Origin of the sequence: Pedobacter sp. MC2016-14 (assembly GCF_020991475.1) — a bacterium.
Classification (GTDB): domain Bacteria; phylum Bacteroidota; class Bacteroidia; order Sphingobacteriales; family Sphingobacteriaceae; genus Pedobacter.
The window spans coordinates 96,626-115,281 of the sequence record NZ_JAJMPA010000005.1; the positions used below are offsets into that span (position 1 = coordinate 96,626).

The 18,656-nt window shown below is 38.4% G+C and carries 18 protein-coding genes; 7 read left to right on the forward strand and 11 right to left on the reverse strand.

Going from position 1 to position 18,656, the window contains the following annotated elements; all coding sequences use genetic code 11:
• Positions 1–12: 12 nt before the first annotated feature.
• Together rnr and LPB86_RS20585 are read left to right on the forward strand one after the other, a co-directional pair.
• On the forward strand, positions 13–2,148 hold the full coding sequence (gene rnr / locus LPB86_RS20580; RefSeq protein WP_230693310.1) for a ribonuclease R: 2,136 nt from the start codon (positions 13–15) through the stop codon (positions 2,146–2,148).
• 42 nt (positions 2,149–2,190) lie between these two features.
• A complete protein-coding gene (locus LPB86_RS20585; RefSeq protein ID WP_230693311.1) occupies positions 2,191–3,159 on the forward strand; it encodes a polyprenyl synthetase family protein in 969 nt (322 codons plus the stop codon).
• 81 nt (positions 3,160–3,240) lie between these two features.
• Here the strand turns inward: LPB86_RS20585 and rpmA are convergent, their stop codons facing one another.
• The 4 genes from rpmA to LPB86_RS20605 all read right to left on the reverse strand — a co-directional run bounded on the left by rpmA (position 3,241) and on the right by LPB86_RS20605 (position 6,039).
• Positions 3,241–3,651 carry a 50S ribosomal protein L27 gene (gene rpmA, locus LPB86_RS20590; RefSeq protein WP_230693312.1) on the reverse strand — a complete coding sequence of 137 codons (411 nt, stop codon included), beginning with the start codon at positions 3,649–3,651 and terminating at the stop codon, positions 3,241–3,243.
• A 55-nt stretch (positions 3,652–3,706) separates the two neighbouring features.
• The gene (rplU, locus tag LPB86_RS20595) at positions 3,707–4,018 is read right to left on the reverse strand and encodes a 50S ribosomal protein L21 (protein WP_230693313.1); all 312 of its coding nucleotides are present in this window, start codon (positions 4,016–4,018) and stop codon (positions 3,707–3,709) included.
• 107 nt (positions 4,019–4,125) lie between these two features.
• Positions 4,126–4,632, reverse strand: coding sequence for a hypothetical protein (locus tag LPB86_RS20600; protein ID WP_230693314.1), 507 nt, complete (start codon positions 4,630–4,632; stop codon positions 4,126–4,128).
• 21 nt (positions 4,633–4,653) lie between these two features.
• Positions 4,654–6,039, reverse strand: a complete 1,386-nt coding sequence (locus LPB86_RS20605; protein ID WP_230693315.1) for a dicarboxylate/amino acid:cation symporter — start codon at positions 6,037–6,039, stop codon at positions 4,654–4,656.
• Positions 6,040–6,182: 143 nt separating this feature from the next.
• Here LPB86_RS20605 and LPB86_RS20610 point away from each other — a divergent pair, with 143 nt between their 5' ends.
• The gene (locus LPB86_RS20610) at positions 6,183–6,680 is read left to right on the forward strand and encodes an RNA polymerase sigma factor (RefSeq protein WP_230693316.1); all 498 of its coding nucleotides are present in this window, start codon (positions 6,183–6,185) and stop codon (positions 6,678–6,680) included.
• Complete coding sequence (locus LPB86_RS20615) at positions 6,667–7,266, forward strand: hypothetical protein (RefSeq protein ID WP_230693317.1); 600 nt, start codon at positions 6,667–6,669, stop codon at positions 7,264–7,266. Before LPB86_RS20610 ends, LPB86_RS20615 begins: the two co-directional genes overlap by 14 nt.
• 1 nt (position 7,267) lies before the next feature.
• Here the strand turns inward: LPB86_RS20615 and LPB86_RS20620 are convergent, their stop codons facing one another.
• From LPB86_RS20620 to msrB, 4 genes are all read right to left on the reverse strand, one after another.
• Entirely contained in the window at positions 7,268–7,885 is a 618-nt protein-coding gene (locus LPB86_RS20620; RefSeq protein WP_230693318.1) for a hypothetical protein, read from the reverse strand.
• 128 nt (positions 7,886–8,013) lie between these two features.
• Positions 8,014–8,976: a thioredoxin-disulfide reductase gene (trxB, locus tag LPB86_RS20625; protein ID WP_230693319.1), complete on the reverse strand. Its 963-nt coding sequence runs from the start codon at positions 8,974–8,976 to the stop codon at positions 8,014–8,016.
• A gap of 67 nt (positions 8,977–9,043) precedes the next feature.
• Positions 9,044–10,672 carry an acyl-CoA carboxylase subunit beta gene (locus tag LPB86_RS20630; protein WP_230693320.1) on the reverse strand — a complete coding sequence of 543 codons (1,629 nt, stop codon included), beginning with the start codon at positions 10,670–10,672 and terminating at the stop codon, positions 9,044–9,046.
• A gap of 77 nt (positions 10,673–10,749) precedes the next feature.
• Positions 10,750–11,190 carry a peptide-methionine (R)-S-oxide reductase MsrB gene (msrB, locus tag LPB86_RS20635; protein ID WP_230693321.1) on the reverse strand — a complete coding sequence of 147 codons (441 nt, stop codon included), beginning with the start codon at positions 11,188–11,190 and terminating at the stop codon, positions 10,750–10,752.
• Positions 11,191–11,277: 87 nt separating this feature from the next.
• Here msrB and LPB86_RS20640 point away from each other — a divergent pair, with 87 nt between their 5' ends.
• Positions 11,278–11,625: a GNAT family N-acetyltransferase gene (locus LPB86_RS20640; protein WP_230693322.1), complete on the forward strand. Its 348-nt coding sequence runs from the start codon at positions 11,278–11,280 to the stop codon at positions 11,623–11,625.
• A 49-nt stretch (positions 11,626–11,674) separates the two neighbouring features.
• Here LPB86_RS20640 and guaB read toward each other — a convergent pair whose 3' ends face one another.
• A complete protein-coding gene (guaB, locus tag LPB86_RS20645; protein ID WP_230693323.1) occupies positions 11,675–13,144 on the reverse strand; it encodes an IMP dehydrogenase in 1,470 nt (489 codons plus the stop codon).
• Positions 13,145–13,376: 232 nt separating this feature from the next.
• Between guaB and LPB86_RS20650 the strand changes: the two genes are divergently transcribed.
• On the forward strand, positions 13,377–14,666 hold the full coding sequence (locus tag LPB86_RS20650) for an LruC domain-containing protein (RefSeq protein ID WP_230693324.1): 1,290 nt from the start codon (positions 13,377–13,379) through the stop codon (positions 14,664–14,666).
• A 98-nt stretch (positions 14,667–14,764) separates the two neighbouring features.
• Positions 14,765–15,190, forward strand: coding sequence for a thioesterase family protein (locus LPB86_RS20655; protein WP_230693325.1), 426 nt, complete (start codon positions 14,765–14,767; stop codon positions 15,188–15,190).
• Positions 15,191–15,274: 84 nt separating this feature from the next.
• On the opposite strand, the gene LPB86_RS20660 is transcribed toward LPB86_RS20655, so the two are convergent.
• The gene (locus LPB86_RS20660) at positions 15,275–17,323 is read right to left on the reverse strand and encodes a TlpA disulfide reductase family protein (RefSeq protein ID WP_230693326.1); all 2,049 of its coding nucleotides are present in this window, start codon (positions 17,321–17,323) and stop codon (positions 15,275–15,277) included.
• On the reverse strand, positions 17,324–18,628 hold the full coding sequence (locus LPB86_RS20665) for a TlpA disulfide reductase family protein (RefSeq protein ID WP_230693327.1): 1,305 nt from the start codon (positions 18,626–18,628) through the stop codon (positions 17,324–17,326).
• Positions 18,629–18,656 lie beyond the last annotated feature (28 nt).

Consider the following 18,656-nt stretch of genomic DNA (forward strand, 5'->3'; position numbering starts at 1 on the left):
CATAGTTAAATTATGGCAAAAAAGAAATCTGCTCACCTGGAACTTGTTTTGATACAACTTATTAGTGATGTATTACAGAAAAACACCAAGGAAGCACTCAATTATAAACAAGTATCGGCAGCCTTAAACATCAATGATGCTGCTGCCAGAGAAACCATTTCTGAACTGCTGAAAGAGCAAGTTAAAAAGGGCGTATTCGTAGAAGCAGAGAAAGGAAAATATCGTTTAAAGGATCTTAAAACTTTTGTTTTAGGAAAGGTTGACATGACTGCAGACGGTTCTGCTTTTATTATTCCGGATGACGAGTTTGAAAAAGACATTTACGTATCTGCCCGAAAATTACACAACGCACTGCATGGTGATAAAGTAAAGGTATATATCTATGCGAAGAAGAGTGGTGGACGAAAAAATGAGGGTGAGGTTGTAGAAATTGTTCAGCGCAATAAGATGGATTTTATTGGTGTGATAAAGATCTCCGAACGTTTTGCTTTTGTGAACGTAGATGATCGCAAAATGCTGCAGGACATATTTATACCACTCTCTGATTTAGGTGGTGCCAAAGATGGACAGAAAGTACAGGTAACCATTACAGACTGGCCGGAGGGTGTAAAAAATCCCATTGGAAAGATCAGCAATATTTTAGGAGAACAGGGTGAAAATGATACAGAGATGAATGCCATCCTGGCTCAGTATGGCTTCCCATTGTCTTTCCCTGAAGAAGTTGAACATGAGGCAAATGCTATTCCAGAGCAAATCTCCGATTTGGATTTAAAAAACCGTCGCGATTTCAGGGACACGACTACGTTTACCATAGATCCTGCTGATGCTAAAGATTTTGATGACGCCATTTCTTTTAAGAAACTGGAAAATGGCAATTATGAAATTGGCGTACACATTGCAGATGTGTCTCATTATGTAACCCCTAACAGCGCTTTAGACAAGGAAGCCTATTCCAGGGCTACCTCTGTTTACCTGGTAGACCGGGTGATCCCGATGCTTCCTGAACGGTTGAGTAACGGTGTCTGTTCACTTCGTCCGCATGAAGATAAACTATGCTTTGCTGCTGTTTTTGAATTGGATGAAAAGGCAAATATTATTACCGAATGGTTTGGGCGCACGGTAATTCATTCTAACCATAGGTTTAGTTATGAAGACGCGCAGGAAGTTATCGAAAACAAAGCTGGCGATTACGCTGAAGAACTGTTAAAACTGAATGAACTTGCCTATATACTGAGGGATAAAAAGTTTAAAAACGGTGCCATTAGTTTTGAAAGTACAGAAGTAAAATTTAAACTTGATGCACACGGTAAACCGATTGGTGTATACGTTAAAGAGCGTAAAGATGCGCATAAGCTGATTGAAGATTTTATGTTGCTAGCTAATAAAAAGGTAGCAGAATTTGTAGCCAAAAAAGGCAAAGGAAAACAGAAATATACATTTGTATACCGATCTCATGATTCTCCAAACCTAGAAAATCTGGGGAATTTTGCACTCTTTGCCGCCAGATTTGGCTATAAGATCAATATGAAGTCAGACAAAGACATTGCCAAATCACTTAATTTCTTAATGGAAGATGTAGAGGGAAAAAAGGAGCAAAACGTTTTGACGCAACTAGCGATACGTTCAATGGCAAAAGCTGTTTATACCACCAAAAAAACCAGTCACTATGGTCTGGCTTTTGATCATTATACCCACTTCACCTCTCCCATCCGCCGTTACCCGGATGTGATGGTACACCGTTTACTTGCAGCTTATCTGAACAAAGAAAAATCTGCAAATGAAGAAGAGTATGAAATTGCCTCCACACATTCATCTGCGATGGAAAAACGTGCTGCAGATGCAGAACGTGCCTCAATTAAGTACAAACAGGTAGAATACCTGGAAGAAAATGTAGGGAATATCTTTATGGGCATCATCTCTGGGGTAACCGAGTGGGGAATGTATGTGGAGTTGACAGACAACAAATGTGAAGGTATGATTAGGTTGAGGGATATAGCGGACGATTTCTATGTGCTTGACGAGAAAAACTATTGCATTGTTGGACAGCGTAAGCACAAAAAATACCAACTTGGTGATGAAGTAAAGGTTAAAGTAAAAAAAGTAGATCTTTCTAAACGTCAGATTGACTTTTCATTGATACAAGACTAATAATTATAAACGATAAATTAAGATAAGCATATTAGCCAAAGAATGTATACCACTTCAGAGCTGCAGCAAATTATTGAAAAAGCAATTCCTGCAATTGAATACCCTAAACATCCAAAAGATTTATACGAACCGATTACCTATATTATGAATTTGGGTGGCAAACGCCTAAGACCCGCATTGGTGCTTATTGCTGCCGATTTATTTAATGGTGACATTGATGAGGCGCTTCCAGCGGCGTTAGCTATTGAGACCTTTCATAATTTTACGCTTATCCATGACGACATCATGGATAATGCTCCGCTTAGACGAGGCAAAACTACTGTACACGAAAAATGGGGTACAAATAACGCGATTTTAAGTGGCGACGTCATGATGGTGGAAGCCAATAAGCAACTGGCAAAAGTTGATAGTGTTTTCCTTAAAGACGTGTTAAATACCTTTAATGCCACAGCTCAGGGGGTATGTGAGGGACAACAGCTGGATATGGAATATGAAACGAGAGATGACGTGAGCATCAGTGCGTACATAGAAATGATCCGCTTAAAAACCGCGGTACTTGTTGGTGGGGCGATGAAATTAGGCGCAATCATAGCGGGTGCGGATGAGTATGAAAGAGAACTGATTTATCAGTTTGGAGAAAATCTTGGCATTGCTTTTCAGTTACAGGATGATATACTTGATGTTTTTGGTGATCCGGAGAAATTTGGAAAGCAAATTGCCGGTGATATTATTGCGAATAAGAAAACATTCTTGCTCTTAAAATTGCAAGAGTTGGCTAATGAAAAGGACGCAAACAAACTTAAGCTTCAATTTGTAAATACAGACCTTAAAGACAAAATAGGCCAAATTACGGCTTTATATGAGCATTATAAGATTCGCGATCTTGCAGCAGAAGAAATGAAAACGTATTTGGATAAAGCATTTACTGCATTGGAAAAAATCCAGGTAGCACCCACGCAAAAAGCTACCCTGATTCAACTTTCAAATGAATTAATGAATAGAGAACATTGAGCCAAAGGATTGAAAAATCAGAGATACAAAAAAAGGGCCTTCGCAAATGCGAAGGCCCTTTTTTTGTATCTTATTTTGAACTCATTCTGCAGGAGCAGCTTCGGTTTCAGTTTCTGTAGACTCAGCTACTTCAGCCTTAACAGCTTTTTTTGCTGGTGCTTTTTTTACCGGTGCAGCTTCTTCTGCTTCAGCAACTTTAATTGCTTCAACTTTTTTCTCCACTACTGCAGCAACAACTTCTGCAGGTAAAATAGAAACGTATGATTTGTTATCTTGTTTCTTTTTGAAAATTACTGTACCATCTACTAAAGCGAATAAAGTATGGTCTTTACCAATACCTACACCTTTATCTGGATGGTGTTTTGTACCACGCTGACGCACTAAAATGTTTCCAGCGATAGCCGATTGACCACCGAAGATTTTAATACCTAAGCGCTTGCTATGCGATTCACGTCCGTTCCTGGAACTACCGGCTCCTTTTTTATGTGCCATTCTATTTTATCTTATAAAGTTGGTAAAACCACCTTTTAATTTAACGAATAATTAATTACAAACTGATACCTTCAATTTGGATCTTAGTGAAATACTGACGGTGACCATTTTTCTTTTTGTAACCTTTTCTACGTTTCTTTTTGAAAACGATTACTTTATCACCTTTTAAATGAGACACGATTTTAGCTGAAACAGTTGCACCTTTCAATGCAGGAGCTCCTACAGAGATTTTACCACCATCTTCAACCAACAATACATTGTCAAATTCAATACTAGCGCCTTCATCTCCTTGCAAACGGTGTACAAAAAGGTGCTGGTCTTTTGCAACTTTGAATTGCTGTCCTGCTATATTTACTATTGCGTACATTGTTAAATAATTATATTTTAAATTGTTTATTTTTAGAGGTGCAAATATAGAACTTATTTTTATCAAATCACAAGTTTTTAAACTATTATCTGCCTGCAGTTAAAAACCTACTTCTTATAACGGTCCTCAGCATCATTAATTGACTTCTCCAACATCGTCTTCATGTTTATCGCGATGTCCCGTAATTTTGGGATTTCATCAAAATCACTCACAAAATCTACAGTCTTGGTTTTAGTTTTATAATTAAATTGAATACGGTATCTAAGTACTTTAGTGGTTTTTAGATCTGTACCTTTATTGGCTACCAGGGATGGGAAATTCCAAAATCCCAATTCACTAGCTTGATGATGAATGTACAGCAAGTCATCTTTCTTCAATTTTACACGAGTTATAATCAATGAATCTTTATTATTCAAGTATTGATATCTACCGGTGGCAGAATCATAAGAATTTTGAAGGTTTGGGCCTTCACCCCACTGGTATTGAAAAGAAACGAAATCTGCTGATTTAAAAGGTGCATTTCTTAATATAGGTGCGTAATAAACAATGGCATAAGCCAGGAAAGGGACGACAACACTCATCCAAATGAATAGTTTTTTAGTTCTGCTTGTCATGTATTTTTATAGTTGTGATGATTAATCCTGTGCAGGTGAAAGCTCCCCTTCCCATTTGCTAACTACCGCTGTAGCCAGGCTGTTCCCAATTACGTTTGTTGCCGAACGTCCCATGTCCAGCAATGGGTCAATGCCAATTAAAAGCGCAAGTCCGGCTTCTGGAATATTAAAGGTAGCAATGGTTCCTGCAATAACAACTAACGATGCCCTTGGCACTCCTGCTATGCCCTTACTCGTTAACATTAAGATTAACAGCATAGTTATTTGCTGCTCAAAGGACAAATGGATGCCATAGGCTTGTGCAATAAATAACGAAGCGAATGTCATGTACAGCATGGAGCCGTCCAGGTTAAAAGAATATCCCAGCGGCAAGACAAAACTTACAATTTTATCTTTGCATCCAAAACGTTCTAATTGCAACATTGTCCTTGGATATGCAGCTTCACTGCTGGCTGTACTAAAAGCAACAAGAACAGGCTCTTTCATCCGGCTAACCAAATTAAATACCCTGCCTTTTAAAATAGCAAATCCGATAAAAATTAAGATAATCCACAATAACAGCATCGTAGAATAAAACTCCCCGATAAACAAAGCGTAGGTGGAAATTACGCTTAAACCTTGTTTTGCTACAATAGCTGCCATAGCGCCAAAAACTGCGAAAGGCGCAAAATTCATTACGTATCCGGTAACCTTTAAGATTACATGTGCCACGGCATCAAAAAATTCTATCACTACTTTTCCTTTTTCACCAATGGCAGCAGTTGCTACACCAAAAAACAGGGAGAATACCACAATCTGTAATATTTCGTTTGTGGCCATTGCTTCAGTCATGCTTTTAGGAAAAATATGAGAGATAAAATCTTTAATTGAAAAAGCGGCTTTTTGAAGCCCGGTATCAATATTTTCTGGAGGCAGGGGTAAATTCATTGTTTCTCCGGGACGGAAAATATTGACCATAATCATCCCCAGGACAAGAGACAATAGAGATGCACTGACAAACCACAACATTGTTTTTCCTCCAATGCGACCCACTGCTTTGATGTCGCCTACTTTGGCTACCCCTACAACAAGTGTAGTAAAAACAAGTGGTGCCACAATCATTTTAATCAGGCGAAGAAAAATATCACTTAATAATGTTAAAGGCTCTAATTTTTTTTCACGAAGCTTTTCATTCTCTACCCTGGTTTTTAAAGCCTGTTTTTTTGCGGCATTTAATGGCGCATAACTCACATCTGCGGTATCCTTAACTTTTAAAAGCGCAGCATCAACTTTAGCGATCTCCTGATCTGCATTAACGATAGCCTGATTGTAGCTATCAAAGGATTTTACATTTAAATAATAGCCAAACCCTACGCCAAGTACCAACGCAAGAAATATAAAAAACGTTAATCGATTGTTTTTAGTCATTTATCCCCTGATTATAATTTCTGAATCCGTAAAACTACGATAATTATATTATTCTGTAAAGTTTGCAAAAAAGTGATACAATTACATTTACAAGCTGTAACATTTTCACATTATAAGCATCAAAACGCTATAAAACGCCAATTTTGGAACAAAAAGAGAAATTATTTAAAGAAATCTTTGACAGTAACTCCAAAAAGATATTTCATCTTTGCTATGGTTACACGGGCGATACCGATGCGGCCAATGATTTGTTGCAGGAAACCTTCTTAAAGGTTTGGCAAAATCTAGATAAATTCAGAAATAAATCGCTTATTTCCACTTGGATCTACAGAATTGCAGTAAATACCTGCTTAACTTACCTCAGATCTGAAAAAAGACAAGCTAAAGATGAGCTGACGGAAAACATAGTAGAAAATACTATTGAAGAGCATTCAGAAAAGAACGAACAGGTGGCCTTACTTTATAAAAGTATAGCCAAACTGGAAGAGAATGACAGACTAATTATCACCATGGTACTGGATGAATTACCGTATCATGAAATTGCCGAAATTTCTGGCATTAGTGAGGGCAACCTTAGGGTGAAAATTCACCGTATTAAACAAAAACTGACCGATTTATATAACCAGCATGCAAGAATTTGATCACATACAGTCCCTTTGGCAATCACACACCATTGAAGTGAAAATTTCATCTGATGAAATGCTGGCACAGGTTAAAAAGGAAGTGTTTAACATTCGTCGCAAATCAACACTGAACCTGGTTGGAATGATTTTATCTTTTTTAGCAATTGCGGCGTTATGGGTATTCTTTGATTTTAAATCCTGGACTACTCATATTGGCATTACCTTGATGATTACAGCCATTGCTGTATCTACATATAAGCTTTACCGCAGTCACCGCTTAATTTCGGATCATGATTTTACCGTACATCCGGAAAAATTTTTACAAAACCTGAAAGCCTATCAATACAGCAGGTTTGGCCTGTACCATACTATATATTGGTTTTATGCCCTGGCCCTATCTGCAGGTACAATGCTCTATTTTTATGGGGCCTTGCAAAGCTTAAATATACTACTACAAATTTTAATACTGCTTTTCTCCATCCTATGGATTTTACTCTGTGCAACGATGGTTAGAAAAGCTTATTTAAAAAGAGAAAAAGAGGGTTTGGATACATTAATTAATAAATTTGAACGCATCAGCGCGCAATTTAAAGAACAAAACTAAATTACTCTTTAACTTCAGATGAGGAGAAGGTATTGCCACTTAACCGGTACTGAATTGTCTTAATTGAATCCGGTTTTATGGTGCTATCTGATGGATTGATTACAGGAAAAGAACGAAATAAATCGCCGCTTTTTATGGTAAACTCATCATTACCTGCATAGTTCTTTTTCAAAGAATTGCTTAAGCCAGGAAAACTAATTTTATTAAAGCCTCCCCCTGCATATTCAAATACATTTAAATCGAGTACGTTAGTTTTACTTTTCAGTTGCACGTATATCTCAGGATTGCCATCATTGTCTAAATCCATATTCCAGGCATCCGTAACAATTCCATTCCGTTCATCAGACAGGGACTTGAATTTATTTTTTGTAGAGTCCGACATTAGGATCAAATACCCGCCTATGCTATCTACCCCCTTACCCCAACTCACTACTTCAAAATTAAGTCCTGGTCTGATTACAATATTTTTATAAAAAGGAAAAGGGCCGGCAAGATGTTCTGCCACCACCTTTGAATTGTTAAGTGGTACGATCTGCTCAGGATTATTGGTGCAGGAAAATAAAAAAAGCAAGCCACCTACTAGGGCCGAGTTTACCATCTTGTAATTTAAATTCTTCATTAGCTTTACCAGGTGAATTAAAAATCCCAAGTTAGAGATTTAATTAAAGCAGGACAAGAGGGAAATCCAAAATAAATAAAAAAGGCGCCCCGATGTTGGAACGCCTTATAGTATCTATTGATATTTTACTAAAATAGTATTTTTACCTGGTCTTCTTTAGCTGCAAGATAACGTTCTGCATCTAATGCGGCCATACATCCTGATCCGGCAGCAGTAACCGCCTGACGGTAATAATGATCCTGAACATCACCACAAGCAAATACACCCTCCCTGTTTGTTTTAGTACTTCCAGGTATAGTCTTTAAATAGCCAGTCTCGTCCATTTCTAACCAACCTTTAAATATATCTGTATTTGGTTTATGCCCAATTGCCACAAAAAAACCTTCAACTGCTAAATCTGTTTCTTCCTGTGTTTGGTTATTTACTATTTTAAGACCAGTTACATTTTTGCCATTTCCTAATACCTCTTTTGCTTCACTATTGTAAATTACCTCAATATTAGGTGTATTCAATACCCTGTTTACCATAGCCTTTGAAGCCCTGAATTCATCACGACGAACCAGCATATATACTTTTTTACAAAGTTTAGCCAAATACGTAGCCTCTTCAGCAGCAGTATCACCCGCACCAACAATAGCTACATCTTGTCCTTTAAAGAAAAATCCATCACATACTGCACATGCAGAAACGCCAAAACCATTATAATGCTGCTCACTTGGAAGCCCCAACCACTTTGCTGTTGCACCTGTAGCTATAATTACGGTATCTGCAGTCACTGTTTTTACTTCGTCAATAACCACTTTGTGCGGCATAGAAGAGAAATCTACAGAACTTACATAACCAAAACGTATTTCTGTACCAAATCTTTCAGCCTGTTTGCGAAAATCTTCCATCATTTCCGGTCCCATAATACCCTGCGGGTATCCCGGAAAATTATCAACATCTGTGGTCTGCGTTAACTGCCCACCGGCTTGCATCCCTGTATACATCAAAGGTTTAAGATCTGCACGAGCAGCATAAATAGCAGCGGTATATCCGGCAGGACCAGATCCTATAATTAAACATTGAACGTGTTCTATCTCTTGAGACATATTATTATAAATTAAATGGTATTTTTTATGGCAGTTTTTTGCCGTTTAGGAAGTACAAATTTAAGGACTAGGTTTGTATTATCCCAACATTGAATTGTCTTTTTATTGGTGACTGGTTTGCGGCCTCTATTCCCATTGAAATTACCTTCCGGGTTTCAAGAGGATCAATGATCCCATCTACCCAAAGTCGCGAAGCGGCATAATATGGTGTAGTCTGGCTATCGTACCGTTCTGTAATCTCTTTTAGTAATTCTGCTTCTTTTTCGGCTGAGGCTACTTCTCCCTTTACCTTAAGTGATGCCTGCTGAATTTGAAGAAGTACTTTTCCTGCCTGGGCACCTCCCATAACGGCTATTTTTGCACTTGGCCAGGCATATATTAATCGTGGATCGTAAGCTTTACCACACATGGCATAATTTCCAGCACCATAAGAGTTACCCACTACAATTGTAAATTTTGGTACAACAGAATTGGCTACAGCATTAACCATTTTAGCTCCGTCTTTGATGATGCCACCTTGTTCAGAACGACTACCTACCATAAAACCAGTAACATCCTGTAAAAATACCAATGGTATTTTCTTCTGGTTGCAATTCATGATAAATCTTGCCGCTTTATCGGCACTGTCTGAATAAATGACACCGCCAAACTGCATTTCTCCTTTTTTTGATTTAACAACTTTACGCTGGTTAGCTACAATACCAACTGCCCAACCATCAATTCTAGCCAGTCCACAAATAATGCTTTGTCCATATTCCTTTTTATACTGTTCCAGTTCGGAATTGTCTACCAAACGCTCAATAATATCAAGCATATCATACTGCTTTTCTCTGTTTTCAGGTAGTAAGCCATATATTTCTTCAGAATTATGTTTTGGCGACATAGCTTTAATACGGCTATAACCTGCATTTTCCGGAGCACCAAGCATGCTCATAATATTTTTAATACTATCCAGACATGCCTGATCATTGGGATGCTTATAATCTGTTACCCCCGAAATTTCGGAATGAGTAGTTGCTCCTCCTAATGTTTCATTGTCTACTTCTTCACCAATGGCTGATTTAACCAGATAAGATCCTGCCAAAAATACTGAGCCAGTACCTTCTACAATCATGGCCTCGTCACTCATGATGGGAAGGTAAGCACCCCCGGCAACGCAAGAACCCATAATTGCAGAAATCTGAACAATTCCATCAGCAGACATCAATGCATTATTTCGAAACATCCGCCCAAAATGCTCTTTATCAGGAAAGATTTCATCCTGCATGGGTAAATATACGCCGGCACTATCTACTAAATAAATAACCGGCAAACGATTTTCCATAGCAATTTCCTGAGCTCGTAAGTTTTTCTTAGCGGTCATAGGAAACCATGCACCTGCCTTAACAGTGGCGTCATTGGCAACAATCATACATTGTCTGCCAGATACGTAACCTATTCCACACACTACACCGGCACTCGGACATCCACCCTGCTCTGCATACATACCCTCAGCAGCAAATGCACCAACTTCAAGAAATTCAGAATTCTCATCTAAAAGGTAGGCAATTCTCTCCCTCGCAAGTAGTTTACCTTTTTCTTTTTGTTTCGCAGCATTTTTTTCCCCACCCCCTTTATATATCTGCTTAAGCCTGGTTTTCAGTTCGTAAACTGTTTGCTTATTCAGGTCCTCGTTTTTATTGAATTCTAAGTTCATTGCGCAAGATAAATCTTAATTCTTTGATACTATAGTCTGATTTAGACTTTGGTATACTGCATTTGGGAGCGGAATGATCAGGCTTTTTTTAGGGAAACGGCATTCATGCAGTAACGCAATCCGCTTGGCGCTGGTCCATCCGGGAAAACATGGCCCAAATGGGCATCACATGTATTACAAAGTGCTTCTATTCTTTTCATTCCATACGCATAATCAGCATGGTAAGCCACTGCATTTTCTTTAAGCGGCTGTGTGAAAGAAGGCCAGCCCGTTCCTGATTCAAATTTTTCCTGGCCGTCAAAAAGTAAGGTTCCGCAACATATACATGCGTAAATGCCAGGCTCAAACAGGCTGCACATCTCAGAACTATGCGCCCTTTCAGTACCTTTCAACCTGGTAACTCTATATTCTTCTTCAGACAATTGCAGTCTCCAATCTTCATCTGACTTTACTAATTTCTGATCAGGTTCTGGGTTTCCATGATCAGCATATTTGATAACATCTATCCACTTTAGCATAAAATAGTTATTAATTGTATACGATACGGGCATACATTAATTATCGTACCAAATCTAAATGCGGCTACTATGGCATTTTATTTTCGAATGTACTGTCAATTCAGCACAAATGAAGATAAAGAATCTAAAAAATTAATACATTTAGACATGAATTATGAAGATTTAACCGTAGTTAACAACGTACAGGCCCACAACTTTGAACTGACTGTAAATGGTAAGAAGTCTTTTATCGACTATAAACAGAAAGGAAATAAAGTGTACTTAATTCATACTGAAGTCCCGAAAGAGCAGGAAGGACAAGGTATCGCAGCAGCACTTGTAGCTAAAACATTCCAATACATCGAAGAAAACGGGCTTAAAATAGTGCCATTATGTACCTATGTAGCGCATTATCTGAAACGCCATCCGGAGTGGAACAAAATAGTGACAGCATAAAAAAAGCCTCCCGGAATGAAGGAGGCTTTTAACAGAATAACTTTATATATTATCTTGAATAATTTGGGGCTTCTTTAGTGATTGAGATATCATGTGGATGACTCTCTCTCATACCAGCGGCGGTTATCCTGACAAATTTAGCTTTTTGCAAATCTTCAACTGTCGCTGCTCCGCAGTAGTGCATACCTGCTCTCAGACCTCCTACGTACTGATAAATCACCTCAGAAAGCGTTCCCTTATAAGGTACACGACCTACAATACCTTCAGGAACAAGTTTAGTAACCACATCTTCTTCGTCCTGAAAATACCGGTCTTTAGATCCGAGTTGCATAGCTTCAACAGATCCCATCCCCCTGTATGACTTGAATTTACGTCCTTCATAGATAATTGTTTCTCCAGGTGACTCCTCAACACCGGCAAACAGCGAACCTGCCATAATTGCACTTGCACCAGCAGCGATTGCCTTAACAATATCTCCTGTCTGTTTAATGCCTCCATCAGCAATTACAGGAATTCCCGTTCCAATTAAAGCCTGGGCACATTCAAACACAGCATAAAGTTGCGGAACGCCTACACCTGCAATAATTCTTGTTGTACAAATAGATCCAGGACCTATACCTACTTTAACCGCATCGGCACCTGCCGCCGCCAATGCCAAAGCCGCATCTGCAGTAGCGATGTTACCTGCAATAACCTGCAGGTCCGGAAAACGTGATTTTATAGCCTTCACCATGTCAATTACGCCTTTAGAGTGACCATGTGCGGTATCAACAGTCACTACATCTACTCCTGCAAGTACCAAAGCTGCTACACGATCTATATTATCTGCAGCCACACCTACTGCTGCGCCAACCCTCAATCTGCCATGTTCATCTTTACAGGCTTTAGGAAAGTTTTTATATTTCTGTATGTCTTTAAAAGTAATTAATCCGGCTAAGAAGCCATCTTTATCAACTACAGGAAGTTTTTCGATTTTATAATCCTGCAAAATTTCCTCGGCCTGAAGCAAGGTTGTACCTTCAGGTGCTGTGATCAGGTTCTCACTGGTCATCACTTCAAATACCGGACGTTGCATGTCTTTTTGAAAACGAAGGTCTCTGTTGGTAATAATTCCAACAAGTTTATGATCAGCATCAATAACCGGAATGCCTCCGATTTTAAATTCTTTCATAATGTTAAAAGCGTCAGCAACGAGTGCGTCTGCCCTTAAAGTTACGGGATCTTGAATCATGCCACTTTCAGAACGTTTAACTTTTCTTACTTGTTCAGCCTGCCGCTCTATAGTCATATTTTTATGCAGAATACCGATTCCACCAGCCTGAGCGATGGCGATTGCCAAACCAGCTTCGGTAACGGTATCCATAGCAGCCGATACAATAGGAACATTAATACGGATTTTTCTGGTTAAAAAGCTGGAAGTATCCACATCACGCGGCAAAACTTCAGAATAAGCAGGCACTAATAATACGTCATCGTAAGTTAGTCCTTCTGATATAAATTTGTTGGGATCAAGTTGCATATACAAATAATTAGGAGTTATTATTTGCCGGGCAAAATTACAAATAGAAATGGTATTTTGCAACTAAGCAACAGAAAAGAGTATAGATTTTGTGTCATAATTAAGCTTAATAATCAGATAATGAACAAAATGAACAACACAATTATTTACAACAAAACGTATATTAGCTTGTACTAGCGGATTGTCAAATTAAGTATTGAATTCTGAATAATCAAAATTTAATCTGCTTAATATGAAAATCAAATCATTCATGATTATTATGGGGTTAAGCGCAGTCGCTCTATCCTGTAAAAAAAATTCTTCTGAAGAGGAAATCAAGGTAAAAACCATTGACGACATTGTAGTTCCTACCGGCTTTAACTGGGCGACCTCCAGAGACGTCAATTTAAGCATCGGGGTAAGTGACAATCGTTTTGCTGATGGCATTTTTGTAATTAGCGTCTATAACGGAGATCCGGCAAATAATGGTGCCCTTATTAGTCAGGGCTCTGCTACATTTCTCAGTCCATTTAATACAAGGGTTTCGTTACCAAATACCATTACGGAAGTTTATGCAGTGAAAACCGCGCCAGATAATACCTCAGTTACTCAAAAAATAACGGTAAACACTACAAATATTTCAGCTTCTATAGGAACCCAGGGTATCAGAAAAAGTGTAGATGGCATTGCTGTAAATGCACTATTTGATGCCGACAACGATGGCGTTCTCGATCTTCTTGATGCCTATCCAAATGACGCGTCGAAGGCTTACAACAATTACTCCATCAATTACAATGGAGGAGGTTCCACAGCAGCATTTGAAGACAATTTTCCTGCTAAAGGTGACTATGATGTAAACGACATTGTTTTATCTTACAAGTACAATGTGATTACGAATGCCAGCAACAGGGTCGCTGCTATATCAGCCACCTACGTGCTACAGGCAACAGGTGGTACCTTCAATAATGGTGCAGGTATACAATTTAATCTTTCTGCGGCTAGTGCGACCGGATTTACCAGCACAGGGGGAGCTTTCCTTGAAAGCGGGCAAGATAGTGTAGTTGTCATCTTGTTTACAAATGGCCGAAATGAACAGGCAACCTATAATACGAGACCTGGAGAAAATGCCTCGGCTGCGAAAACCTACACGGTGAACTTTAATGTAACAAACGGACCATTATTGAGCATTTTTGGAGTAACAACGTACAATCCTTTCATTTACAATGGTACACCTGGTTATGGACGTGGATATGAAACGCACTTATATGGCGATGCACCTACCAAACTGGCCAACGTCTCTTTGTTTGGCACCAGAGATGACCGCTCTGTAGCACCAAGATACTACGTCACAGCAAACAGGCTTCCATTCGCTATAGAAGTACCTACAGCAAACTTCAAGTATCCTATTGAAGGTGCCTCTATTAATGACGCCTATTTAAGGTTTGCCAACTGGGCTGAGAGCGGCGGACTTTTATTTGGAGACTGGTACGCCAACATTTTACTACCTGGATACCGGGACAACAGCAAACTTTACGGTAACTAGTTATCCATTTTCTGAATAAAAAAAGCAGCGGGTCGTTCTGATCCGCTGCTTTTTTTATCCCCGGCTAATAATATGCCTAAGTCCTGTATCTTTGTAAAATGGATTACTTAAACCTGAGATGGTCAGACCTTGACCCGAATTTTCATCTTCGCCACAGTAGCTATTATGATCTTGCTGCACAGCACCGTATAGAGATTCTAGATCAATATGGCATTACTATAGAAACCTTAAAGGAGCATCATGTTGGTCCTGTACTGTTTAAGGAGCAATGCGAATTTAAAAGAGAAATTCATTTAAATTCTAAGATTTACATCGTAACCAAATTATTAAAAATGAAGAGAGATGGTTCATTCTGGATTATCCAACACGATTTCATTTCTGAAGAGGGTAAACTTCATGCAATTATTAAAGTAGAAGGAAGTTGGATTGACATTATAAAAAGAAAACTTTCCAGACCTGTACCAGAAGTAATTTTCTCGGGCCTGGAGAATTTCCCAAAATCTGAAGAATTCGAATTCATTTAACATTAGATCTGATTAGAATTGCGGAAATAATCCTAATCAGACCTGATGGGTTTAGTATTTTAACGATTCAAATTCTGAAATCGTTTAATTGTGTTTTTCTTTTTTCAGTTCATCTACAATATAGCTTACTTCGTCTGTAAGCGCTATAAGATCGCCACTAAAACCACCAGCAACCCAACGCACCATACCATTTTGGTCAATAATTACTTTTTGAGGAATACCTGATAATTTCAATTGGGCTGCGTATTGATTAAATGTAAGCCCTAATCTCTTAATTGCGGGATCTTCTTTATCGTAAAGTACATTAAAATTGTATTTTTTAGCAGCTAAAAAGTCGTTGATTAACTTTTTATAATTTGGCGAGTGCTCTAAGGTAGCGATAAACAAAAAATAGACATCTCCTGAAGGTTCATATTTATTTACCAGCATTTGCATGGCCGGCATGGCCTCTTTACAGGGGAAACACCAGCTGGCCCAAAAATCAAGCACCACAATTTTACCTTTTAGCTCTCTAAGGTCAACCTTTTTGCCGGTTAAATTTTCAAGGCTAAAATTGATGGCGGGGAGCCTTACCATGGCCGCCTTTAACTTGTCCTGCTTTTCCTTTAGTGACAGCACTGGCCTCATTGCAGTGTAGTAGGCATCGAAACCATTTGCGGAACCCTTTTTCTTGATGTAACTAATTTTTAAAAGTTCTACCATCTCGGGAGAGGCTGTATTTAATTTTACAGCTTCAGTAACAAAACCAGTAACTTCTGCAGTTTTACCAAAATGATGCAATAATTTGGCATATAAGGTATTGAATTCAATATTCTTATATCCAACAAAGGGTTTGAGCTGATCCATTAACTTCAAAGCATTATCAAATTGTCCGGCATTGCTTAAAAGTTCAGAGTGATGAATAAACACATAAGCATTAGCTTTCATTTCTTGAACGCTCCATTCTGAAGGCGCAAGAATACCCCTGTCAAGCAAATCTGCTTTTTGAATACGCTTCAACAAAACATCGGTAATGTATTTTGACAACACTAAAGCTTCCTTTTCTGTGATTACAGGGACTGGTGCACGGAAAGGAAAAGTTACATAGTGATTATAAAAATAGCCTACCATCCCGAAAGGAGCATTAGCGGCCAATTCTCCGACTTTTTTCAATTCATGTTTTTGAAACCGGATGTTTGCCACGCCGTAATAAGCATTCATAAAGAATGAACGAAAGCTAAGCGTTGGATTTACATAATCACTAAAAGGAAAAGTTTCGGGAGGATACGCTGCTATAAACTCGTCCCATAATTTCACTCTTTTTTCCGCATTCATTTCTAAGTAAATAGCTTTTATTAGTTTTAACCGGTGTGCGAGACCATCGGGATACTTTTTTAGAATTAATTGATTTAAAGAGTCTGTAAGGGATTGGCTTTGTAAAATACTTTCATAAACCCGTTGCACAGTAATCATTTCTTTTTCGGTTACGTCTGGCAAATTGACAATTTCTTCACCTGCTTTAAATAAAATAGAATCGGCTTTTTGTTTGGGCAAATAAACCTTAATGCCATTTGCCATTTCAAAAAACATATTTCGCTTAACAAGCGGATTCCCAAATTCTCTGGGAATCCAAAGCTGCATTAAGACTTTTGGCTCTATAAGCGCCTCTGGCGCAACAATTGGAGACATCAGGCCTTCAAAATTCCTTGAACGGAATAAGCCCCACTCAACATATCCACCGGGGTTCATTTTCTGGCCCGGTCCGTATACCACCATGGCATGGGGAAATCTGGCACCCCGATCTATACTGTCCCCAATAGCAAAGCGGTAAGCAACCATCGCCGTGCCCTCTGGTAAAAGGTAAGAGGAGATATATCCAGTATCAGTTTTTACTAAAGGAAGATCGTAGCCATGCCAGGAAAAGTTTTTAAAAATATAAACAGAGCCTTTTACCGGAACTTGCGGTTTAGCGGCACCTACTTCTGGGTTATAAGTTATGTTTACTTTTTCTCCACTGGTTAATATAGATGGAGAATATCGAAATACTGTTTTCGCCTTAACAGAAGAACCAACATGCTGTTGAGCATTTAACATTAATGGTATAGCTAAACTTAATCCAAGCAGAACTATAATTTTAGTTTTTAACTTATACATTTAACCTTCTTTCTTGATTAAATCCACAACAATTTTAATTTCATCTGCAAGTTTAGAAGGACTTCCCCAATAAGAATCCGTATCAAAACGAACATATCCGTTTTTGTCAAGTATCATTTTACGTGGGATGGCTGTTATGCCCAAAAGATTTACAACTTCATTATTCATGCCTTTTGTACCGATGTTATCAAACAGTACATTGAAAGGAAAGTTATTATCCTTCATATATTTCATAACTGTTGTTTTATAATCTCCACCATGTTCCTGATTGTCTATGTAATAAAATACTACATCTTTCTGATCAGCAAGTTTTTCCATTGCCATCTTCATTCCAGGAAAGGCCGCCTTGCATGGAACGCACCACGAAGCAAAAAAGTCCAGTATTACTATTTTTCCTTTTAAGTTTTTTGTATCAATAAGTTGACCTTTACTATCACTAAGCGCAAATGTGGGAATCTTCTTTTTGATCATTGAAGCTGCAATTTCTTTAGCTTGATCTTCCTTACCTTCCTGACTTTTTAAAGATTCTACATAGGCTTCGAAATCATTTGAATCTTTATTGGAAGCTAAATAGATTTCTCTAAGCATATCTAACATTGGCACCGTTGCCTGATTAGCATGCACAGAATTTTCCAGCGCTTTTTTCAATTTTTCCTCTAAGCCAGCTGTTTTTAAAAGCAGGACCACATCTTCATTTAATGAAGCTATGGTATAACCGTAGTGACTTAGTGCTTCGTCGGCAATAGTCAATGCTTCCTGAGTATGCCCTGTTACCCTTAGTAGACTTATATGCGTAAGCAAATCGCCAAAATAATTACTTTCACTCGTTTTTAACCATTGATCTTCAGGAATATCTGTCATTTCGACTGGCTTATGCGCTCTAAAGTAATTTAGTTTTTTTAGCAGAACTTCAGAACGAGGCAACAATACCTCGGCAGGCTTAAGCTTGTGGAGATGAAAAAGGTAAACCTGACGATAATATAATTCTACTGTTGTGAAGTAATTAAGCTGATCATAATAATGCTTTATTTTGGTGTCCACCCCAACTTTAGCTCTTGTAATCAGATTCATATATATCTTTGAATAGCTTATGCCAGCTGCTTTGTCTGCTTTGAAATCGGCCTTACTTTCTGGGTAATCCTTTAAAAAGGCTTCACCAAGTTCGATGACTTTTATGGAATCCCTTTCATGATAAGCGGTCAGAAAAGCTTTCTCTTTGGCACTTTTTTCTGGATTTTGGGCGTAGAGGGTGACACTGACCCCTAAAAAAAGGGCCAGTGTTGTTGTGATTTTTTTAATATACATTGTTTTGTGAGTTGATTTTTATTTGGCT